Genomic DNA, 18,958 nt, shown 5'->3' on the forward strand with positions numbered 1-18,958 from the left:
GGATTTCGATTTGCGTTCTTAGGAAAAGGCGAATTCACTCCATGGAGTGTAGGCTATTCGGCTATAGTTACGGTAGTGATATTATTCTTCGGAATCTTGATATTCAATAAAACAGAAAAGAACTTTGTAGATACGATCTAATGAGCCAACCGATAATAAAAGTAGAAGAACTCTCAAAAGCCTATCAGATTGGACAGATAGGAACAGGCACTATATCGCAAGATTTGGAGCGGTTTTTTATCACCAAAGTATTGGGTAAGGAAGATCCTTTTCTAAAAATAGGTCAAACCAACGACCGTAGCACCAAAGGCGACAGCAACATTGTTTGGTCGTTGCAAGACATCAATTTTGAAGTCAATCAAGGCGATGCAGTAGGAATTATTGGAAAGAATGGTGCAGGTAAGAGTACACTATTGAAATTGTTGTCACGAGTTACGAGTCCGACCACAGGTCAAATCAAGGTACGAGGCAGAATTGCGAGTTTACTCGAAGTAGGAACGGGCTTTCATCCCGAACTGACTGGAAGAGAAAACATCTACTTGAACGGTTCGATACTGGGAATGAGAAAGAAGGAAATCACGAGGAAGTTGGACGAGATTATCGATTTTTCGGGTGTTGAACGTTACATTGACACACCTGTAAAACGGTATTCATCGGGAATGTACGTGCGATTGGCTTTTGCAGTAGCAGCGCATTTGGAGAGTGAAATTCTGATTGTAGACGAAGTACTGGCCGTGGGTGATGCCGAATTCCAAAAGAAATGTTTGGGTAAAATGGGCGACATTAGTAAAGGCGAAGGACGAACCGTTTTGTTTGTGAGTCACAATATGGCGGCGGTGAAAACACTTTGTAATCGAGGTGTGGTTTTAGAAAATGGTACGCTTGGTTTCAAAGGAGAAGTAAACGAATCAGTAGATTACTATCTAAATAATGGAGTGAATTTCAAACAATCTAAGGTGTTTGAAAATCTAAAAGTGAAGCCCGTAAACGGAATTCAAAGTGTAGAGATTTTGAGTAATCTTCAAATGCTAAATCATTCGGAATCCATTAAAATTCAAATCAACTTTTCCAATATTAAAAGTAAATGCATGGTGGGAATAGCCGTTTTAAATTCGAGTAAAGCAAAAATTTTTACGACTGTAAACCCGATAAAAGAAAATACCAATAGTGTTATTTGTGAGATTCCTGCCAATTTGTTGCTCAAAAACAATTACAGTTTTGATGTGGCTACTTTTACAGTGGATACCGTTTTTGAATATTTAAATGATATTTGCCCAATTCAAATAGTTGATTTTGATAATGATTATCAAATTTATACTGGTAATGTTGGTGATGTAAAAATTGAATGTCAATGGTACGCAAATTAAAAAATACCTTAAGGTTGTTTTTTGCCAAAAAAAGCCAAAATGTTTTTGTGCATCCTTCTGTAAAAGTGTGCGAAAACGTGGTGTTTGATACTCGTTTTGGTGGTTCAATAACCATAGGTGAAAACAGTGAACTTTTGCATGGAGTTTTAATTATGACCTATGGAGGAACTATTGAAATTGGTTCAGTATGTTCGATAAATCCGTACACAATTTTGTACGGACATGGCAATTTGAAAATCGGAAATAATGTTTTAATAGCAGCTCACACCGTAATTATTCCAGCTAATCATGTTTATACAGACGTCAATACGCCCATTAACCTACAAGGTGTAACGGCTAAAGGAATTACCATAGAGGACGATGTTTGGATCGGAACTGGATGTAAAATTTTAGATGGAGTTACGATTGGAAAAGGTGCTGTAATTGCTGCTGGAGCTGTTGTAAATAAAGACGTTCAGCCGTATACAGTTGTTGGAGGTGTTCCAGCTAAAGAACTGAAAAAAAGAAATTGATTTTTTAAAATGAAGAAAAAAATAAAGCAGATTGCTAAAATAATTCTATCCAAAAAGCTAAACGAAATTCAATTTTTTGAAAAGAAGTTAGCTAATAATGACGCAATTAAAAGTTTTAAAAAAATCAATGATTTGTTTTATCAGGTGGAGTTGCTTTCCAACAACAAAATACTAATTAGAAATCAAAATCACAGTGATTATTCTGTATTCAAACAAATTTTTAATGAGGAAGAATATGGACTAATTCTTAAAACGTTCTTGTTAAATACTAATTTCAGTGGCGAAAAAATCATCATTGATGCTGGAGCCAACGTGGGTTACACCAGTTCTTACTTCTCAATTAATTTAGACAATGTTCGAATTTTTGCCATAGAACCTTCCGAAAAAAATGCAGAAGTATTCATGCAAAATGTTGCACTTCTTAAAAATAAAAATAACATTACCCTGTATCAAAATGCCTTAAGCGACAAGGAAAATCAATTTTTTGAAACCGAAAGTAATTTTAGAGATGGAAGAGATTGGTCCATCACTACCAAAGAAGTTGAAAATGGGACGCTCAAAGGAATTACCATCGATGAAATCATCCGTACTAATGATTTGAAGCACATTTCACTTTTAAAAATTGATATTGAAGGCGCAGAGCGGTTCATTTTTACCAAAGAAAATAACCTCTCTTTTTTAGATAAAACCCAAATTATTGCTATCGAAATTCACGATGAATTCAACATTCGTGAAACCATTCATACTATTTTAAAAGACCATCAATTCTTTCTTTTTGAATCGGGTGAACTCACCATCGGAATTAATAAATCAATGCTATAAACCATGACACAATCGCCAATTATATCGGTTATTTTACCAGTGTATAACTGCGAAAAATTTGTGTCAGAAGCAGTGCAAAGTGTTTTAAACCAAACTTTTACGGACTTTGAATTACTCATCATTGATGATTGCTCTACAGATGCAACGGTTTCAGTAATTCAATCGTTTTCCGATCAACGTATCAATTTAATTAGTAAAGAAAAAAATTCGGGTTACACTGATAGTTTGAATTATGCAATTTCCATCGCAAAGGGTAAATACATTGCTCGTATGGATGGCGATGATATCTGTTTTCCCACTCGTTTTCAGCGACAAATTGAAATGTTAGAATCCAATGAAGATGTGATTATGTGTGGAACAGCCATTCAAATCATCGATTCAGAAAAAATATTGCGTCATCCAATTAATCATGATGATATAAAAGTAAAATTGTGTTTTTCAAACGCTTTTTTTCATCCAACTGTAGTATTCCGAAAAGAAGCATTTTCCAATCTTAGTTACAATAGAGAATTTGAACCAGCCGAAGATTATGATTTGTGGACGCGACTGGTTTTTAAAGGAAAATTAATGAATACCGAAGAAGTACTATTACACTACCGAGTACATGCCAATCAGGTTTCAAATTACAAAAATGATATTCAAAAAAATGCATCAGCCATTGCTCAATTGAGAATGTTTCAAGTACTGTTGCCCGATGAAAATATTGACCTTCAACTCTTTAAACAAGCCTTTAAATGGAACGAGGTGAGTTCTATACATGATTTTAGATTGGTAATGAAACTGTATCAAAAAATTCAATATCAAAACAATCAGCTTGAGGTTTACAAGCGTGATGATTTTAATAAAAAGCTCAACGAATACCGCATTACTTTTTTGAAGTTTTATTTCGTTAAAAACGGATTTCATTTGAGAGACTTGCCATCGTATTTTTCTTCTATTCGTCTGTTTGATTTTCTTACGATTATGAATCCATTCCATAAAATCAAAAAGAAATTTGTCTGAACAAAGGCATCAATGTTAATTTGAACGTATGAAAAAAATTGTAATTGCAGGACCAATTTCAAATTACGGCGGAAGAGAAATTGAAGTCAATATCATTCTCAAATCGTTGCAAGATAACTACGATTTGAACGTGTTGTCAATGTCGTACATTATTGAAAATTCGTTTGCATTACAAGGTGTTTCAAAGGTAAAATGGACATCGTTGGATCGGATTTTATACTCTAAAAATAAGGTAATCAAACTGATTAGTCGCTTTTCAAAATTCTTCAATAAAGGAAACAAGGAACCTTTTGCCTACGTTAATAATTCACTCACAAAAAAATTAATCAATTTAGATCAATGGTACCTTAAAGAAATCAAAAATCAACTGTCTGATGCTGACTGCGTCATTTTATGTGTACAACTAACTTCGAAGTTTTTGCCCGAAATAGTTGAATTTTGTCATCAGAAGAATATTCCGTGTTTGGTGAGAACAACAGGAACAATTAGGCAAGTTGAGCAGAATAGTTTTGATTTTTTAAAAAAAGTAACGCTTTTTATTCACCATTCAGAAGCCAATGCTAAAAATCTTAACCAACAAATTCAATTACCGTATCGGGTAATCGATCAGTGTGCTATGGCAGAAGAATCTCTTTTGTTGGTTTCCGAAAAGCCATCAACTCCATTGCGTTTTGGTTACCTCGGACGACTTAGTCCAGAAAAAGGCATACTTCCGTTAATAGACTTTTTTTCTTCAACGAATATCATTTTTCTTTTTGCAGGAAATGGTCCGCAAAAGGAAGCGATTTTGCAAAGAACTAAAAACGCCACTAATTGCACTTATTTAGGTTTGATTAACTCAGATGAAATTGCTTCTTTTTTTGAAAAAATAGATGTTTTAATCATTCCTTCATATGAAGAATCGGGTCCATTAGTAGGTTTGGAAGCAATGGCTGCAGGAAAAATTATTATTTCTACCGATGTTGGTGCCATGAAAGAACGACTAAATGGTTTGCCTACTTTTTGGTTTGATGTAGACGATCAAAATTCACTGCAATCAGCCATTAGTCAAATCAGCGCATTGTCTGAAACTGAAATTTTAGATTTAAAGCAAAGCATCAAGCAGCGTTACTTGGAAAAATACAATCTAAAAGCAATAGCACATCAATACCAACAATTGGTGGCTGAATGTACCCACGATGATTAACTGCAAATAATTGCATTTTCGGTTTCTCTTTTCTAAATTTAATCCTACTTTTATACGCTATCTAACCGAATACAATTACGATAGTCGCTTAAACAAAATTGATGAGCAATTATGCGAATAGGCTTAAATCCTAATAAAAATAGGAACGTTGAAATTGGTGACTATTTTCATCACGTAGTTATTCCAGTTTACATTCCCAATCAGGAAGGCTATTTTAAAGACAGTTTAAAGTTGCTAGGTTATTGTTTGGAATCTTTATTCAAAACGTCTCACGCTAAAACGTATTTTACAATCGTCAATAATGGATGTTGTAAAGAAGTGGAAAGTTATATTGCTGATTTGCACACTAATCAAAAAATTCACGAAGTCATTCACACCGATAATATTGGTAAACTAAATGCTGTTTTAAAAGGAATTACAGGGCAAAATTTCCCCTTGATTACTATAACAGATGCCGATGTTCTGTTTGTAAATAACTGGCAAAAAGCCACTTATGATATTTTTTTGTCTTTCCCGAAAGCAGGTGTCGTTTGTCCATCGCCTTCGTCTAGAGTAGTAAAACAATATACGTACAATGTCATTCTGAATAATTTTTGGAGCAAAAAATTAAAATTCACCAAAGTTGTAAATAAAAAAGCCATGCAAAGCTTTGCGCACAGTATCAACAATCCCGAATTTTATAATCAATACCATTTAGACAACTATTTAACAATTTCTGAGAACAACATCAAAGCTGTAATTGGAGCCGGACATTTTGTAGCCACTTATAAAAGTGTTATTTTTAACCGTTCGTTGCAACGATTTACGGAATACAGTTTGGGTGGTGAAAGCGAAGAAGTACTGCTTGATCAACCAGTTGTAAATGAAGGTTACTGGCGATTATCAACAGAAGATAACTTTGCCTATCACATGGGAAATGTTGAAGAACCTTGGATGAAAGAAACTCTAGAAGCAATTATGGTGGATGAAACGGAATTTCAACAACCCAAATTAGGAACGGTTAAAGCTACAAAATGGGTGAATTATTGTAAAGAAAATTTTTTCAATAGAATCATAGTAAAACCGTTAGTTTGGAATTGGTTCATACGTTACAAAGGACTTTCCAATGAAGCATCAAAAAATTATTTATAATGGGAACATTTCGAACCTACATAAAAAAAATTCTACTTTACTTTTTGAATGCACCCGATGTAAAAGAAAAGGTAAAGCTTTCTGGTTTTTCTCGCGGATTACAGAATGTTACTTTTGAAGGAAAAAATGCCGTTCCCGATCGCTGTAATTTTTCAGGAAAAATACATATTGGTTATGCCACCACTTTGGGTTATAATAATCTATTGGGCGGAAACATTACCATCGGAAAGTATTGTCAATTAGGTGTTGATGTTGCCATTCACGCTACCAATCATCCAATTCACCATTTAACCACTTACATTAATTCGAATCTTTTTGATGGCGAATTAAAACAATTCAAAGAAGAAAATACCATCACCATTGGTCATGATGTTTGGGTGGGACACAACGTAATTATTGTTGGAAATGTAACCATAGGAAACGGAGCAATTCTTGCCGCAGGAAGTGTGGTAACCAAAGACGTCGAACCGTATGCAATAGTAGCTGGTGTTCCCGCAAAACCACTAAAAAAACGTTTTTCAGAGAAGGTTATTTCGGAGATTGAAGAACTTCAATGGTGGAATTTACCCGAAGCCGAATTGACCAAAATAAAACCGCTTTTTTTCAAAAACTTAGAAGAAGCCAACAGCATTTACGACTAAATGAGAATAGGATTAAATCCAAATAAAGACACCAAATTAATACGAAATGAATTCATTCATCACATCGTAATTCCGGTTTATATTCCAAATCAAGAAGAGTATTTCAAAGGAAGTTTCGATGTGCTAAAATTGCATTTTGAATCGGTATTTAAAACAGTACATTCCAAAACGTTCATTTCGGTTATCAATAACGGATGTTGCAATGAAGTAAAAAGTTATTTAGACGAATTATTCCATCAGAAGAAAATCAACGAAATCATTCACACTGATAATATTGGTAAAATCAACGCCATTCTCAAAGGCATGATGGGACATTCATTTCAATTCATCACGATCACAGATTGTGACGTTTTATTTGAACCCAATTGGCAACAAGCCACTTACGATATTTTTAATGCATTCCCAAAAGCTGGCGTTGTAGGTTTGACGCCAACCATAAAAACCAATTATATTTTAACTTCGAATGTGCTTTTTCGTCACTTCTTTTCCAAAAAAATGAAGTTTTCTAAAGTGGTCGATGAAGATTCAATGCAGCTGTTTTACAAAAGCGTAGGTAATGAAGAAAAGTTCATCGCCGAAAAAAACAAAAGGTATTTTGTTCTCCAAAAAGAGAATCTAAAAGTGTGTGTAGGCTGCGGACATTACGTTGCCACCTATAAATCGGATATCTTTAAATCGGTAAAAAAGAGCTCGCAATTCAAAATGGCAGGCGATATGAAAAAGCATTTTGATGAAAAATTGCTCCGATTTGGATTGTGGCGTTTGAATACTTTAGCGAATTATGCTTTCCATATGGGAAATTCACCCGAACCATGGATGTACGATAAAAAGGCTAATTTGCCTCAAGAAAATAATTCTACACCAAATGTAAAACCGTTTCAAAAACCAAAAGAACTGTCTTTTTTGACTCATTTTTTTACGAATACAATCACCTCGAAATTCTTTAAAATCATTAAATTCAGACGGTTTTTTGAAAAATTAAAACATGATGAAAGCTAAAACTATCGCTATAATTCCGGCTCGTGGAGGTTCCAAACGCTTGCCTAATAAAAACATTTTGTTGTTAGGTGGAATTCCGCTTTTGGCACATAGTATTTTGTATGCAAAGGAAAATCAAAACCTAATTGATGATGTTTTTGTCACTACAGACGATGATTCCATAAAGGCAATTGCATTGCAATTCGGAGCCAAAGTCATCAATCGACCCAGTGAAATTTCGGGCGATTTTGAACCTACAATTACTGCGGTGCAACACGTCATTTCGTCACTCGATTTTGAAGTTGAAAATGTAATTCTGTTGCAGCCAACGAACCCACTTAGACCCATAAATTTACTGCAAGATTGTTTTGAAAAGTACGAAAAATTAAATGCTAATTCACTTTTTACCGTTTCGCAAAATCATCACAAATTAGGAAAAATACATGACAATCAGTTCGTTCCGTTCAATTATAAAATTGGGCAACGAAGTCAGGATTTAGAACCACTTTATTTTGAAAATGGTTTGTTGTATATTAGCAAAGTGAACGTCATCAACAACCATACAATCATTTCTGAAGATGCTTTTCCTTATGTAGTAAATCACGTTTTTGCTGCTGTGGATATTGATACTCAAGACGATTTTGATTTTGCCGAATACCTTTTACATAAAAATAAATAATCGAGTTTATACCGAATATGAATACAAATTACATCGAAATTGCAGGAAGAAAAGTCGGCCCCGATTTTCCGCCTTTGGTCATTGCCGAAATCGGAATCAATCACGAAGGTTCACTCCAAGTAGCCAAAGAAATGGTCGACGCAGCGCATCGTGCTGGAGCCGAAGTTGTCAAACACCAAACGCACATTGTTTCCGACGAAATGAGTGGAGCAGCAAAAAATGTAATTCCGGGTAACGCCGATGTTTCCATCTACGAAATCATGGATCGTTGTTCGCTCAATGAAGCCGATGAACTCGAATTAAAAAACTACGTCGAAAGTAAAGGGATGATTTTTATATCGACTCCTTTCTCGCGTGCAGCAGCCGAACGACTCAAAAAATTTGATATTCCAGCCTACAAAATTGGTTCAGGAGAATGCAATAATTATCCACTGTTAGAACACATTTGTTTGTTTGGGAAACCTGTTATTTTGAGCACCGGAATGAACACCATCGAAAGTGTTCGTAAAGCAGTTGAAATTTTCGACAAGCACAATATTCCAGTCGCTTTGTTGCATACGACTAATTTGTATCCAACACCAATTCATCTGGTGCGGTATGGAGCGATGATTCAATTGCACGAAGCCTTTCCCGATAAGGTTTTTGGTCTTTCCGATCATACTCTAAATAACAACGCTTGCTTAGGTGCAGTTGCTTTGGGTGCAAGTATTTTAGAGCGCCATTTTACCGATCACATGCAACGTACTGGTCCGGATATTGTGTGCAGTATGGACGAGAATGCGTGTGCGGAATTGATAGTTGGTTCCAACGAAATTTGGCAAATGCGCGGCGGTTCTAAAGAGCCAGCCAAAGAAGAACAAGTGACCATTGATTTTGCTTTTGCAACGGTTTGTTCCATACAATCCATTGCCAAAGGCGAAGTATTGACCAAAGAAAATATTTGGGTAAAACGTCCTGGAACTGGGAAAATTCTGGCAGAACATTTTGAAAGCTTGCTGGGAAAAAAAGCTACACGCGATATTAATAACGACGAACAATTAACCTTTGACGATTTTGAATAATGGAAAACCTATACGATTTAAGTAGAAAATTTGAGTACGAAAACGGATTTTACGCCACAGCCGATCCATCGCGTTTTAGTAAATTCATCACGCATCTAGAACTCTTCAAGCAAACATCAACCGTTAGAGGTGAAATTGTTGAATTCGGAATTTTCAAAGGGAATTCGTTCTTTCGTTGGATTAAATTCAGAGATTTACTCGAACAAACCAACAGCCGAAAAGTAATCGGATTTGATATTTTTGGTGATTTTCCCGAAGCTCATTTCGAAGAAGATAAAGAAAAAAGAGATGCTTTTGTTGCCGAAACCAACGGTGGAAAAAGTATTTCCTACGAAGAAATCAACGAACTTTTAGATAAACAAGGGTTGAACAAAAACGTTGACATCATCAAAGGAGATATCTTAGTGACTTTGAACGATTATTTGGCTAAAAATCCGCATTTGAAAATATCGTTGCTGCACATTGATGTCGATTTGTACGAACCAACCAAACACGTTTTGGAGCAATTGTACGATAAAGTAACCAAAGGCGGAGTCATCATTTTTGACGACTACGGTGCTTTTGCTGGCGCCAATAAAGCCGTGGATGATTTCTTTCAAAATAAAGCTGAAGTCAAAAAATTACCCTATTCACACGCTATTTCGTACATCGTAAAATAATGAAGAAAATCCTATTCCTTACAGGTACAAGAGCCGATTTTGGAAAAATAAAATCGCTGATTTCAATTCTGGACAATGATGCCAATTTTGAAGTTTTTGTTTTTGTTACAGGAATGCATTTGCAAAAGGAATACGGTTATACTTTAATCGAAATAGAACGGTGCAACTTCAAAAATGTGCATACATTTGAAAACCACACTCACGAAACTACGATGGATTTAACCTTGGCCAAAACCATTGAAGGTTTGTCGAGCTATTGTAAAATGAGTAATCCCGACATGATAGTAGTTCACGGCGATCGAGTGGAAACCTTGGCTGGCGCGATAGTAGGTTCACTTAACAATATTTTAGTAGCACACATTGAAGGAGGAGAATTATCAGGAACGGTAGATGAATTGATTCGTCACAGCGTTTCCAAACTCAGTCACATTCATTTTGTCTCCAATGACGATGCCGCCAAACGTTTGATGCAAATGGGAGAAATGAAAACGTCGATTTATACCATCGGTTCACCCGATATTGACATCATGTTCTCAGACGATTTACCTAGTTTAGAAACGGCAAAAGACTATTACCAAATTGGTTTTGAACAATTTGCTATCGTTATGTTTCATCCTGTGACTACTGAAGTCAATGAAATGAAAGAGTACGCCACTAATTTTGTAGCTGCTTTACTCAATGATACTCATAATTATGTAGTGATTTTTCCTAATAATGATTTGGGAAACCAATACATCATCAACGAATACCAAAAATTAAAAGAACATCCACGTTTTCGTGTGTTTCCATCACTGCGATTTGAGTATTTTTTAACCTTACTCAAAAATTCGCAGTTCATCATCGGAAACAGTAGCGCCGGAATCCGAGAAGCGCCGTATTACGGAATTCCCATTATCAATATTGGTACGCGCCAACAAAATAGAGCGCTTCATGCCGATATCATCAATGTAGATTACACCGAAAAAAGCATTTCAGAAGCACTAAAAGTAATCGATTCGCATTCCATTCAGCAAACCAATTCCGATTTTGGTCAAGGAAACAGCGCTGAGCAGTTTTTGGCTTCATTGCAAAATCAAGCCATTTGGAATGTAAATCATCAAAAGCAGTTTAGGGATTTATAAAATAGAACTATGCTGACCATTAGCAATTATCATTACATCAGAGAAGATTTTTCGACACCTTATCCAAGTATTTTTGGTGTGACTCCCAATGGTTTTAAGCAACAACTTAAACTTTTAAAAAATGAATATGAAAGTGTTACACCATCCGAATTACTCAATTACACCGATGACATTCTCAAATCAAAAGATAATTATTTTTTTGTCACTTTTGATGATGGTTTGAAGGAACAATTCGAATTAGCACTACCCATTTTAGATGAGCTTTCAATTCCAGCAGTATTTTTTGCTAACTCAAGAAATTATGAAGAAAAAAGAATGAGTACTGTGCACAAAATTCACTTATTGCGTTCTAAATTGGCTCCTTCAAAATTGATTGAGGAAATTACAAGATTCGGACAGACAATTTCTCTTTCTGAAACGGATGCTAAACATGCACAATCGGTTTATATTTATGACGATAAAGATAGTGCAGCGTTAAAATACTTACTCAATTTTAAAATGGATTTTAAGATTCAAGAAGAACTGATAGCAACTCTTTTTGATCAATATTTTATAGAAGATAAAATTGTCGAAGAGTTGTATATGACCGAAAATCAAATTGTTGAATTAAGTAAAATGAATTATTTGGGAAGTCATACTCATAATCATTTTCCAGTTGGATTCTTAAAAACTGATGAAACACATTTTGAACTGGAGCATTCAAAGGCATTTTTTGAAAATTTGACAAATACCAAAATTGAAATCGTAGCCTATCCCTATGGTTCGCCAGAGGTATGTACAGAAAAAGTAGCTACGATAGCCAAAGACGTAGGTTATAAATTGGGTTTTACAACTACAAGAGGAGTCAACACAAACCATAATAATCATTTACTACTCAATCGATTTGATTGTAACGATTTGCCTGGTGGAAAAAATTATAAGAAACTATGATTACACGTGAAGCAACAATAGAAGATTGGGATGCGTTATTTCTTTTCTTCAGTAGAGTTTACAGAGCCAATCATCCATTGCAAAACAAAGAATTTTGGTTGTGGCAATATGGAGATAAACAATACGGTCGTTCGCTGATTTGCATCAATGAGCAAGGTTCAATTGTTGGTCATGTTGGAGCCAATTTTGGTGGCGGTTTGGCTTGGATTATTAATGTGTATTTGGATGAAGAATGCAGAGGAAAAGGAATACTGGGGAAATTGTACGCTATTGCTCGAAATTATTATCCTTTAGCAGCAACTGCGGCAAATGCGGCAGGATTGGGTTTGTATCAAAATATGCGTTGGATTCGGTATTATGATTTGGTACGTTATGTAAAAATTAATCCCAAAATTAGTGAAGCAACAATGCAAAATGTGTGTCAATCATTGCCAATTGATGTTGAAAATTTAATTGTTAAAGACTCACACTATTTTCAACAACCTTCATTAAAAGGAATTGTCTTAAAAGATGGTTCGCGAGCTGTAAGTCAGGAAAATGTTGGTGGTTTGCGAATTGTTGATATTGAAAATCTAGAACAACTAGAAAATCAAGCGTGGGAAATCGGCTACAATTGGCTGGATTATATCACTTCTTGGAACGATTTGAAAACCCGAAATTTAGAAAAAAACGGTTGGGTTCTCGATTTTAAATCGGTTGTTCCATGGCGTTTAAATCCAATTGAAGAAAACTACTTTTGCGACATAACATTTTTGTCAGAACAACCTTTGAGCAATGAATTTATAGTTCATCGTTCGTATTCTGATCACGGCAGAATAGGTAGTCTGTAACTTTAAAAATATAAAATGCTCTTCAACTCCCTATCGTTTTTGCTTTTTCTTCCCGTTGTTTTTGCCATTTACTGGATGGTAAATAAACGTAGTTTGCAATGGCAAAATATTTTGTTGTTGGTGTCTAGCTACTTTTTTTATGCGTGTTGGGATTGGCGGTTTTTATTTCTGTTAATTTTTTCAACCGCATTGGATTATTTTACGGGTTTAAAAATGCATGATGCTTCTAATGAGCACAATAAAAAGTTCTGGTTTTGGCTCAGCGTCGGAATCAACCTTGGGTTTTTGGGTGTATTTAAATACTACAATTTCTTCGCCGAATCATTGGCGGCTGCATTAGAAAAAATAGGCTTTCACGCTAGTTTTTGGACGTTAGAAGTTATACTTCCAGTCGGAATTTCATTCTACACCTTTCACGGTTTGTCCTACGTCATCGATATCTATAAAAACCGCATTACGCCCGAACGCAATATCGTAACCTATTCGCTTTTTGTGAGTTATTTTCCGCTTTTGGTTGCAGGTCCAATCGAACGCGCCACGCATTTACTACCACAAATTAAAAAGCAACGTCAATTCAATTACTCACAAGCCATTCAAGGTGTCAAACAAATCATTTGGGGTTTGTTTAAAAAAGTAGTTGTAGCTGATAATTGCGCTTTTTTTGTCAATCAAATTTTTGAAAATTCAGCGACACATTCCAGTTCCGAATTGTGGTTGGGAATGATCTTCTTTTCGTTCCAGATTTACGGCGATTTTAGTGGTTATTCTGACATTGCTTTAGGAACATCTAAGCTTTTCGGAATTGACTTACTGCGCAATTTCAATTTCCCATATTTTTCAAGAGATATAGCCGATTTCTGGCGGCGTTGGCACATTTCACTTTCGTCGTGGTTTCGCGATTATGTGTACATTCCGCTCGGTGGAAGTCAAGGCAGTAAAACCAAGCAACTTCGCAATGTATTCGTCATTTTTCTATTAAGCGGATTTTGGCACGGTGCCAATTGGACGTTCATTTTTTGGGGTTTACTGCATTCGCTGTTGTTCATTCCGCTCTTACTTTCAAATAAAAATAGAACGAGTTTAGCCGACAGTAGTTTTTCCGCGAAAGCGTATCTAAAAATCATAACTACTTTTGTAGTAGTATCATTGGCGTGGATATTTTTTAGAGCCGATAGTTTGTCAGCAGCGTTTCAATATCTTTCGGGAATGTTTGATGTGAGCGAATGGAATCCGAAGTATTTCTATAAAAACGCCAAATATGCTTTACTGACAATGATTTGTTTGATTTCAATTGGACTATTGATTTTCATCGAATGGCGTAATGTAACTCAACATCGCAACGAGGTGATTTTGAATAAATACACGGTAGCTTTTTTAGTTTTTCTGTTGTTTTGTATGGGAACGTACCGCAATCAGATGAGTTTTATTTACTTTCAATTCTAATTATGAAAAAGTTTCTACTGCATATTCTAAAATACGGATTGATTTTGTTCATCCTCATCAATGCAATCGCTTGGCTCAATTTGTATTTCTTGCGGAATTCATCGTTTTACAAACCCAGCTTTCTCACGCATGAAGTCAAACAAACCCAATTTGATTATGTAGTTATTGGTTCGAGCATTGGTTTAACTACTTTGGATACCAAACTAATCGATAGTCTTACAAACAAAAAAGGAATCAATCTAAGTATTGACGATACGGCTATCAGTTCGAATTATTTGATGCTTAACCATTTTTTCAAACAAGGAAAGAAAACTCAATTTTGTGTTTTGGCTTTAAGTCATTGGGATTTGGCTATTGAACACCCGGTTTTGAACGACAATGATTACCGATTTTTACCTTTTGTTTCTAACGACTATGTTTCAGACTATTATCAAAATTGTGAAGAAGGTTATTTCAAACCGTTGATGCTGTCCCAATACATTCCGGCCATTGGTGTGTGTTATTACAATACAGAAGTGTTTTATCCGTCTTTAATCGCTGCTATTCGACCCAATAAAAAGAATCGTTTTGACGAAAATGGTAACTATTTTTACCCCGAAACAGCCGAAGTTCCAGAAAAGCAAATCGAGAGCATTGCATTAAATTGGAAAAATCCTTACGTTCAAAAAATCAGTGATTTGTGCAAGGAAAACAACACTCGATTAATTATTTATCAAGCTCCGATTTACAAGACGAATGTGGTCAATACCAATTCATCTTATCCTTTTATCAATCATGCTTCGGCTCTAAAGGATAAATTGTATTTTTACGACAACATTCACGTCAATTATTTGGGAAGAAAAGCAGCTTCGGCACTTTTTGCAACCCAATTTCAATCGTATTTCAATTCAAAATAAATGATTCAATCGATTTACATCATTGTAGCTAACGAAAGAAAATCAATCGACTTTGATCTCAGTAATCAATCGAAAGTGATAGTGAATGTTGCTACTGATTCTTCTTCATTTGATGTTGAAATTACTTTTGAAAAACCAATTAAAAAGTTCCGCAATCACGATTATAAATGGGTTGATGTCAATCAAAATAGAATAGCGAATTGGTTTTGCCCTAAAATCATCCAATTGGAAAACGGCACATTTGTGCAAGCCAATGTCAATAACGGAATTTGGGAAATTGATGCCAAGCAAAAAAATGTTTTGTTGTGGCGATTCAACCCCGAATTCGCACATCCAATCACTCAATATTCAGGAGAAATTAATACCAAAAAAATCATTTCGGCACAAACCAAACAACATTTTACTGAATCACTTGCTTTGTTATTTTCAAAACTAAATGCAGTTGAGTTGAGTCGTTCTGCGATTCCGTTTTCGGCAATTGCATGTTTTACCGATCATTGCGATTACGATACAGCTGAAAATTTAAAAATCCAACGGGAATTTTTTAATAAAATCAACCTTAAAACCACCAAAGGTTTTTTTACACATCATTTTTCCAAAAGAGAGGATAATGCTTCGTTTGAAAATGAGACAGCCGAATTGCAATTATGGGAAAACGATCAACACGAAATGTGCTATCATTCGCTTACACAATCCATCCGAGAGAAGAGTGAAGCAATGGCTGAATTTAGGCAATTTCAACCACCTTTTCCCAATGCTAAAGTGTGGATTGATCACGGATTTCAACCGTATAATTTTACGCTATTTGAAAACAATATGATTTCGAAAAGTGAGTACGAATCAGTGATTTCGTCTAAAGGAATTGAAGTGTTGTGGAATTACATCGACGCCGGAAATGCCACAATCGGAACCATCAATCAACTCGATTCGACTCAGTTTACGCTCAATAATTACTATCGCTCAATTCAAAATCAGCCTTTTATCAAGCGAATGGTTTTGCTGGTTAAAAACATCATTTTTCACTATGATAATGACGAGTTTAGAGTGCGCAATTACATCGATGCATTGGCTTTTGCAAAAGCAGTTGTAAAAAAGAAACAAATCAGTGCTGTTTTCGGATTCATAAAGAACATTTTTCCTGTACTACTTATGCTTCTAAAAGTTTTGTTTCAATGGAATTCAGCTAAGAATAAGACTTTTAAAATGGCAAAATACAGTCCGATTTTCTTTAAGCATCAGATTTCGGAAAAAGAATTGTATGTTTTTCAAACCATCGAAATGGTCGATTTTAAAAGAGCATTGTGCAAAGAAAATATCGATTTATTGGTGGAACAATCTGGTTTATTCATTGCTCACACGTATTTTTCGGTGAATATGAATCACTACTCAGGTAAATTAATTAACTCTGATAAAACATTGAACGCAGAAGTAGTTACCAATTTTAACTATTTATCTGAAAAAATCAATCAAAAATCCATTTGGAATCCGACTTTATCCCAATTACTTCATCATTTTGAACACTTCCAAAACGCAGTATTCGATGTGGATGAAAATGGAGCAATTTACTGCAAAAACACTTCCGAAATTGCATTTCGTTCCCTAACCTAATTCGACTAGAATTACCTTAAAAAGTTTTGTTTTTATTGCTTTAGAAAGCCGTTTTTTCTAAATAAATTAGTTATTTTGGCACTCGTTTTACAAGCGCAATCAAAACGGTAAAAATGAAAATTGAAAACAAAGATTTTTGGGAAAGAGAAGATGTGATTCATTCGCAAGATAAACACATGACCAGTACTTCCGACTATGAAATGTATTTGTACGAAAAGGCGCAGCAGTATTTTTCTCAAATGAAAATTACCGTCAAGAAAGCCAAATCATTTGGTTGTGGAACAGGAAGAGAACTCAACGGAATCATAGCAACGCTTTCGCCTGAAAAAATTGTGGCGACTGATATTGCTGAAAATATGATTCGCAAAGCCGAAGTGAATGTGCAAGAATGGGGTTTTCAAGACAGAGTAACACTCGGAATTGCCGATGCAACTAAGTATACCGACACCCAAGAGAGCTACGAGTTAGTCACTTTGATGAGTTGTACACTCACGTACATCAGTAAAAAAGCCGATCGCTACGCCGTTTTTAAAACGTCGTATGATATTTTAAAACCCAACGGTTGCTTGGTTGGAGTAGTGCACAATCAAGTAGGAACGCCCCAAAAAACAGCTTATTTTTTATTGAGAAGATTACTAAAACCTTTTTTGAAAAATGAAGTTGGAAACCGAACGGCTGGTTTTTACGGATTTGATGTTCCAGGCTATTATTTTTCTAAAAAAGATTTGCTAGAACATTTACAAGATAACGGATTTAAGAATGTCGAAATCAAATCGTTGTCTGAATTGTACAAAGAAACAAACCAACCCTACAACCGATTAAAAGGCTACAACAACTTAGTCTTTTTTGCTACTAAATAGTCGTTTTCCTTTGATTAAAACACAAGCATGACAAATTCCTTTTTTACAAAAGAGCAACATTGGATTGAGAAGTGGAATCAGTTTCACATTACTCACAACCGTGGAAGTCATTTGCAGTTGTCGCATTGGTTGGATTCGTATTCGTCGTACGGATTTTCATACGAGATTTTTGTAGTTGAAGAAGATGGTGAAATTTTGGGTGGATTTGGAGCTGTAATCGCTCATTTTTTGTTTTTTAAATTCTACATCGTTTCCAATGGTCCGGTTTTGAAAGTGGATGATGAGGAACAACTCAATAATTTGGTTCAAAAAGTAAAAGACAGAGCTAAAGAAATAGGTTGTTGTTACGCTCACGTTAATTTACCTTTTTTCCTTTCGGATAGCGTCGCTTCAAGTCATGGTTATAATTCGGTTCTGCCATTGAAGGCGTTGAACGATGCGTCAAAAGGAATTAAATTTAAGTTCGTATACACACCCGATGGTTTGAACTGGGTGGATTTTAATAAGTTTGAAACCGACGATGATTTTTTAGAATCATTGCGAACCAACGTTCGTCGTGACATTAGAGCATCCCAAAGAAAAGGTCTTGAATTTAAGATGATTACGGATGAAAACGGTTTAAAAGAAGTATATGATTTTTTCAAATTTAATGCAGATACTTCGGGTTATCCAATTCGATCGTGGAGCGATTTCAATAAGACCATATTAAAATTAATGGCAGAATGTAAAACCGTTTTTATGGCGGTTTATTTGAACGGTGTCATAAAAGGATCCATTATGTTGGTTTGGGGTGGAAATTTTTACACCTACATGTTGGGTGCTTCAAGCAAAGAAAAACCCGATTTGCTCACGGGCGAATTTCTGCAATGGGAAGCCATTAAGTATTCACGTTCCATCAAAGCCGATGGTTACAATATTTCACTTGGTGGTTCAACCGGAGTTCTGAATTTTAAAAGCAAGTTTGTTACCAACAAAGAACTCTTTCAAAACGGGCAACATTACTGGGTTTTCAAGCCCTTTATGTTTAAAATTTATTTGTACTTAGATACTTTTTTCAGAAAGAATAAAAAGAAAGTTTCTGTTGTACTCAAATATTTAAATAAGTTAAAACCTTAGAATTGGATTGAAAATAGGTTGTATTAAATTTGAATATCAATCAAATAAAACTTTAAAAACTGCAATAAAATACTAACTTTGCGAACAACCCAAATTCACTAGTCAACAATAGTAAA

The 18,958-nt window shown here is 35.2% G+C and carries 19 protein-coding genes; all 19 read left to right on the forward strand.

The window, feature by feature from the left end; translation table 11 throughout:
• Positions 1 to 140: 140 nt before the first annotated feature.
• Entirely contained in the window at positions 141 to 1,367 is a 1,227-nt protein-coding gene (locus VK161_RS04195) for an ABC transporter ATP-binding protein (RefSeq protein WP_324213507.1), read from the forward strand.
• On the forward strand, positions 1,352 to 1,879 hold the full coding sequence (locus VK161_RS04200; RefSeq protein ID WP_324213508.1) for an acyltransferase: 528 nt from the start codon (positions 1,352 to 1,354) through the stop codon (positions 1,877 to 1,879). The genes VK161_RS04195 and VK161_RS04200 overlap by 16 nt, the downstream gene beginning before the upstream one ends.
• A gap of 9 nt (positions 1,880 to 1,888) precedes the next feature.
• Entirely contained in the window at positions 1,889 to 2,701 is an 813-nt protein-coding gene (locus VK161_RS04205) for an FkbM family methyltransferase (RefSeq protein ID WP_324213509.1), read from the forward strand.
• A gap of 3 nt (positions 2,702 to 2,704) precedes the next feature.
• Positions 2,705 to 3,703, forward strand: a complete 999-nt coding sequence (locus VK161_RS04210; RefSeq protein WP_324213510.1) for a glycosyltransferase family 2 protein — start codon at positions 2,705 to 2,707, stop codon at positions 3,701 to 3,703.
• 28 nt (positions 3,704 to 3,731) lie between these two features.
• Entirely contained in the window at positions 3,732 to 4,889 is a 1,158-nt protein-coding gene (locus VK161_RS04215) for a glycosyltransferase (RefSeq protein ID WP_324213511.1), read from the forward strand.
• Positions 4,890 to 5,000: 111 nt separating this feature from the next.
• Positions 5,001 to 6,020, forward strand: a complete 1,020-nt coding sequence (locus VK161_RS04220; RefSeq protein WP_324213512.1) for a glycosyltransferase family 2 protein — start codon at positions 5,001 to 5,003, stop codon at positions 6,018 to 6,020.
• Entirely contained in the window at positions 6,020 to 6,661 is a 642-nt protein-coding gene (locus VK161_RS04225; protein ID WP_324213513.1) for a CatB-related O-acetyltransferase, read from the forward strand. The genes VK161_RS04220 and VK161_RS04225 overlap by 1 nt, the downstream gene beginning before the upstream one ends.
• On the forward strand, positions 6,662 to 7,660 hold the full coding sequence (locus VK161_RS04230) for a glycosyltransferase family A protein (RefSeq protein ID WP_324213514.1): 999 nt from the start codon (positions 6,662 to 6,664) through the stop codon (positions 7,658 to 7,660).
• Positions 7,647 to 8,318, forward strand: a complete 672-nt coding sequence (locus tag VK161_RS04235) for an acylneuraminate cytidylyltransferase family protein (protein ID WP_324213515.1) — start codon at positions 7,647 to 7,649, stop codon at positions 8,316 to 8,318. Before VK161_RS04230 ends, VK161_RS04235 begins: the two co-directional genes overlap by 14 nt.
• A 17-nt stretch (positions 8,319 to 8,335) precedes the next feature.
• Positions 8,336 to 9,379 (forward strand): N-acetylneuraminate synthase family protein, encoded by a 1,044-nt coding sequence (locus VK161_RS04240; protein ID WP_324213516.1) that lies wholly within the window; start codon positions 8,336 to 8,338, stop codon positions 9,377 to 9,379.
• Positions 9,379 to 10,038: a TylF/MycF/NovP-related O-methyltransferase gene (locus tag VK161_RS04245; protein ID WP_324213517.1), complete on the forward strand. Its 660-nt coding sequence runs from the start codon at positions 9,379 to 9,381 to the stop codon at positions 10,036 to 10,038. The genes VK161_RS04240 and VK161_RS04245 overlap by 1 nt, the downstream gene beginning before the upstream one ends.
• Complete coding sequence (gene neuC, locus VK161_RS04250; RefSeq protein WP_324213518.1) at positions 10,038 to 11,159, forward strand: UDP-N-acetylglucosamine 2-epimerase; 1,122 nt, start codon at positions 10,038 to 10,040, stop codon at positions 11,157 to 11,159. Before VK161_RS04245 ends, neuC begins: the two co-directional genes overlap by 1 nt.
• Before the next feature lie 9 nt (positions 11,160 to 11,168).
• Entirely contained in the window at positions 11,169 to 12,089 is a 921-nt protein-coding gene (locus VK161_RS04255; protein WP_324213519.1) for a polysaccharide deacetylase family protein, read from the forward strand.
• Positions 12,086 to 12,919, forward strand: coding sequence for a GNAT family N-acetyltransferase (locus VK161_RS04260; RefSeq protein WP_324213520.1), 834 nt, complete (start codon positions 12,086 to 12,088; stop codon positions 12,917 to 12,919). Before VK161_RS04255 ends, VK161_RS04260 begins: the two co-directional genes overlap by 4 nt.
• Before the next feature lie 15 nt (positions 12,920 to 12,934).
• Positions 12,935 to 14,362 carry an MBOAT family O-acyltransferase gene (locus VK161_RS04265; protein WP_324213521.1) on the forward strand — a complete coding sequence of 476 codons (1,428 nt, stop codon included), beginning with the start codon at positions 12,935 to 12,937 and terminating at the stop codon, positions 14,360 to 14,362.
• A 2-nt stretch (positions 14,363 to 14,364) separates the two neighbouring features.
• Entirely contained in the window at positions 14,365 to 15,258 is an 894-nt protein-coding gene (locus tag VK161_RS04270; protein WP_324213522.1) for a hypothetical protein, read from the forward strand.
• A complete protein-coding gene (locus VK161_RS04275) occupies positions 15,259 to 16,866 on the forward strand; it encodes a hypothetical protein (RefSeq protein ID WP_324213523.1) in 1,608 nt (535 codons plus the stop codon).
• A gap of 113 nt (positions 16,867 to 16,979) precedes the next feature.
• Positions 16,980 to 17,726, forward strand: a complete 747-nt coding sequence (locus tag VK161_RS04280) for a class I SAM-dependent methyltransferase (RefSeq protein WP_324213524.1) — start codon at positions 16,980 to 16,982, stop codon at positions 17,724 to 17,726.
• 27 nt (positions 17,727 to 17,753) lie between these two features.
• On the forward strand, positions 17,754 to 18,842 hold the full coding sequence (locus tag VK161_RS04285; protein WP_324213525.1) for a lipid II:glycine glycyltransferase FemX: 1,089 nt from the start codon (positions 17,754 to 17,756) through the stop codon (positions 18,840 to 18,842).
• Positions 18,843 to 18,958 lie beyond the last annotated feature (116 nt).

The organism is Flavobacterium sp. (assembly GCF_035299245.1).
GTDB lineage: Bacteria > Bacteroidota > Bacteroidia > Flavobacteriales > Flavobacteriaceae > Flavobacterium.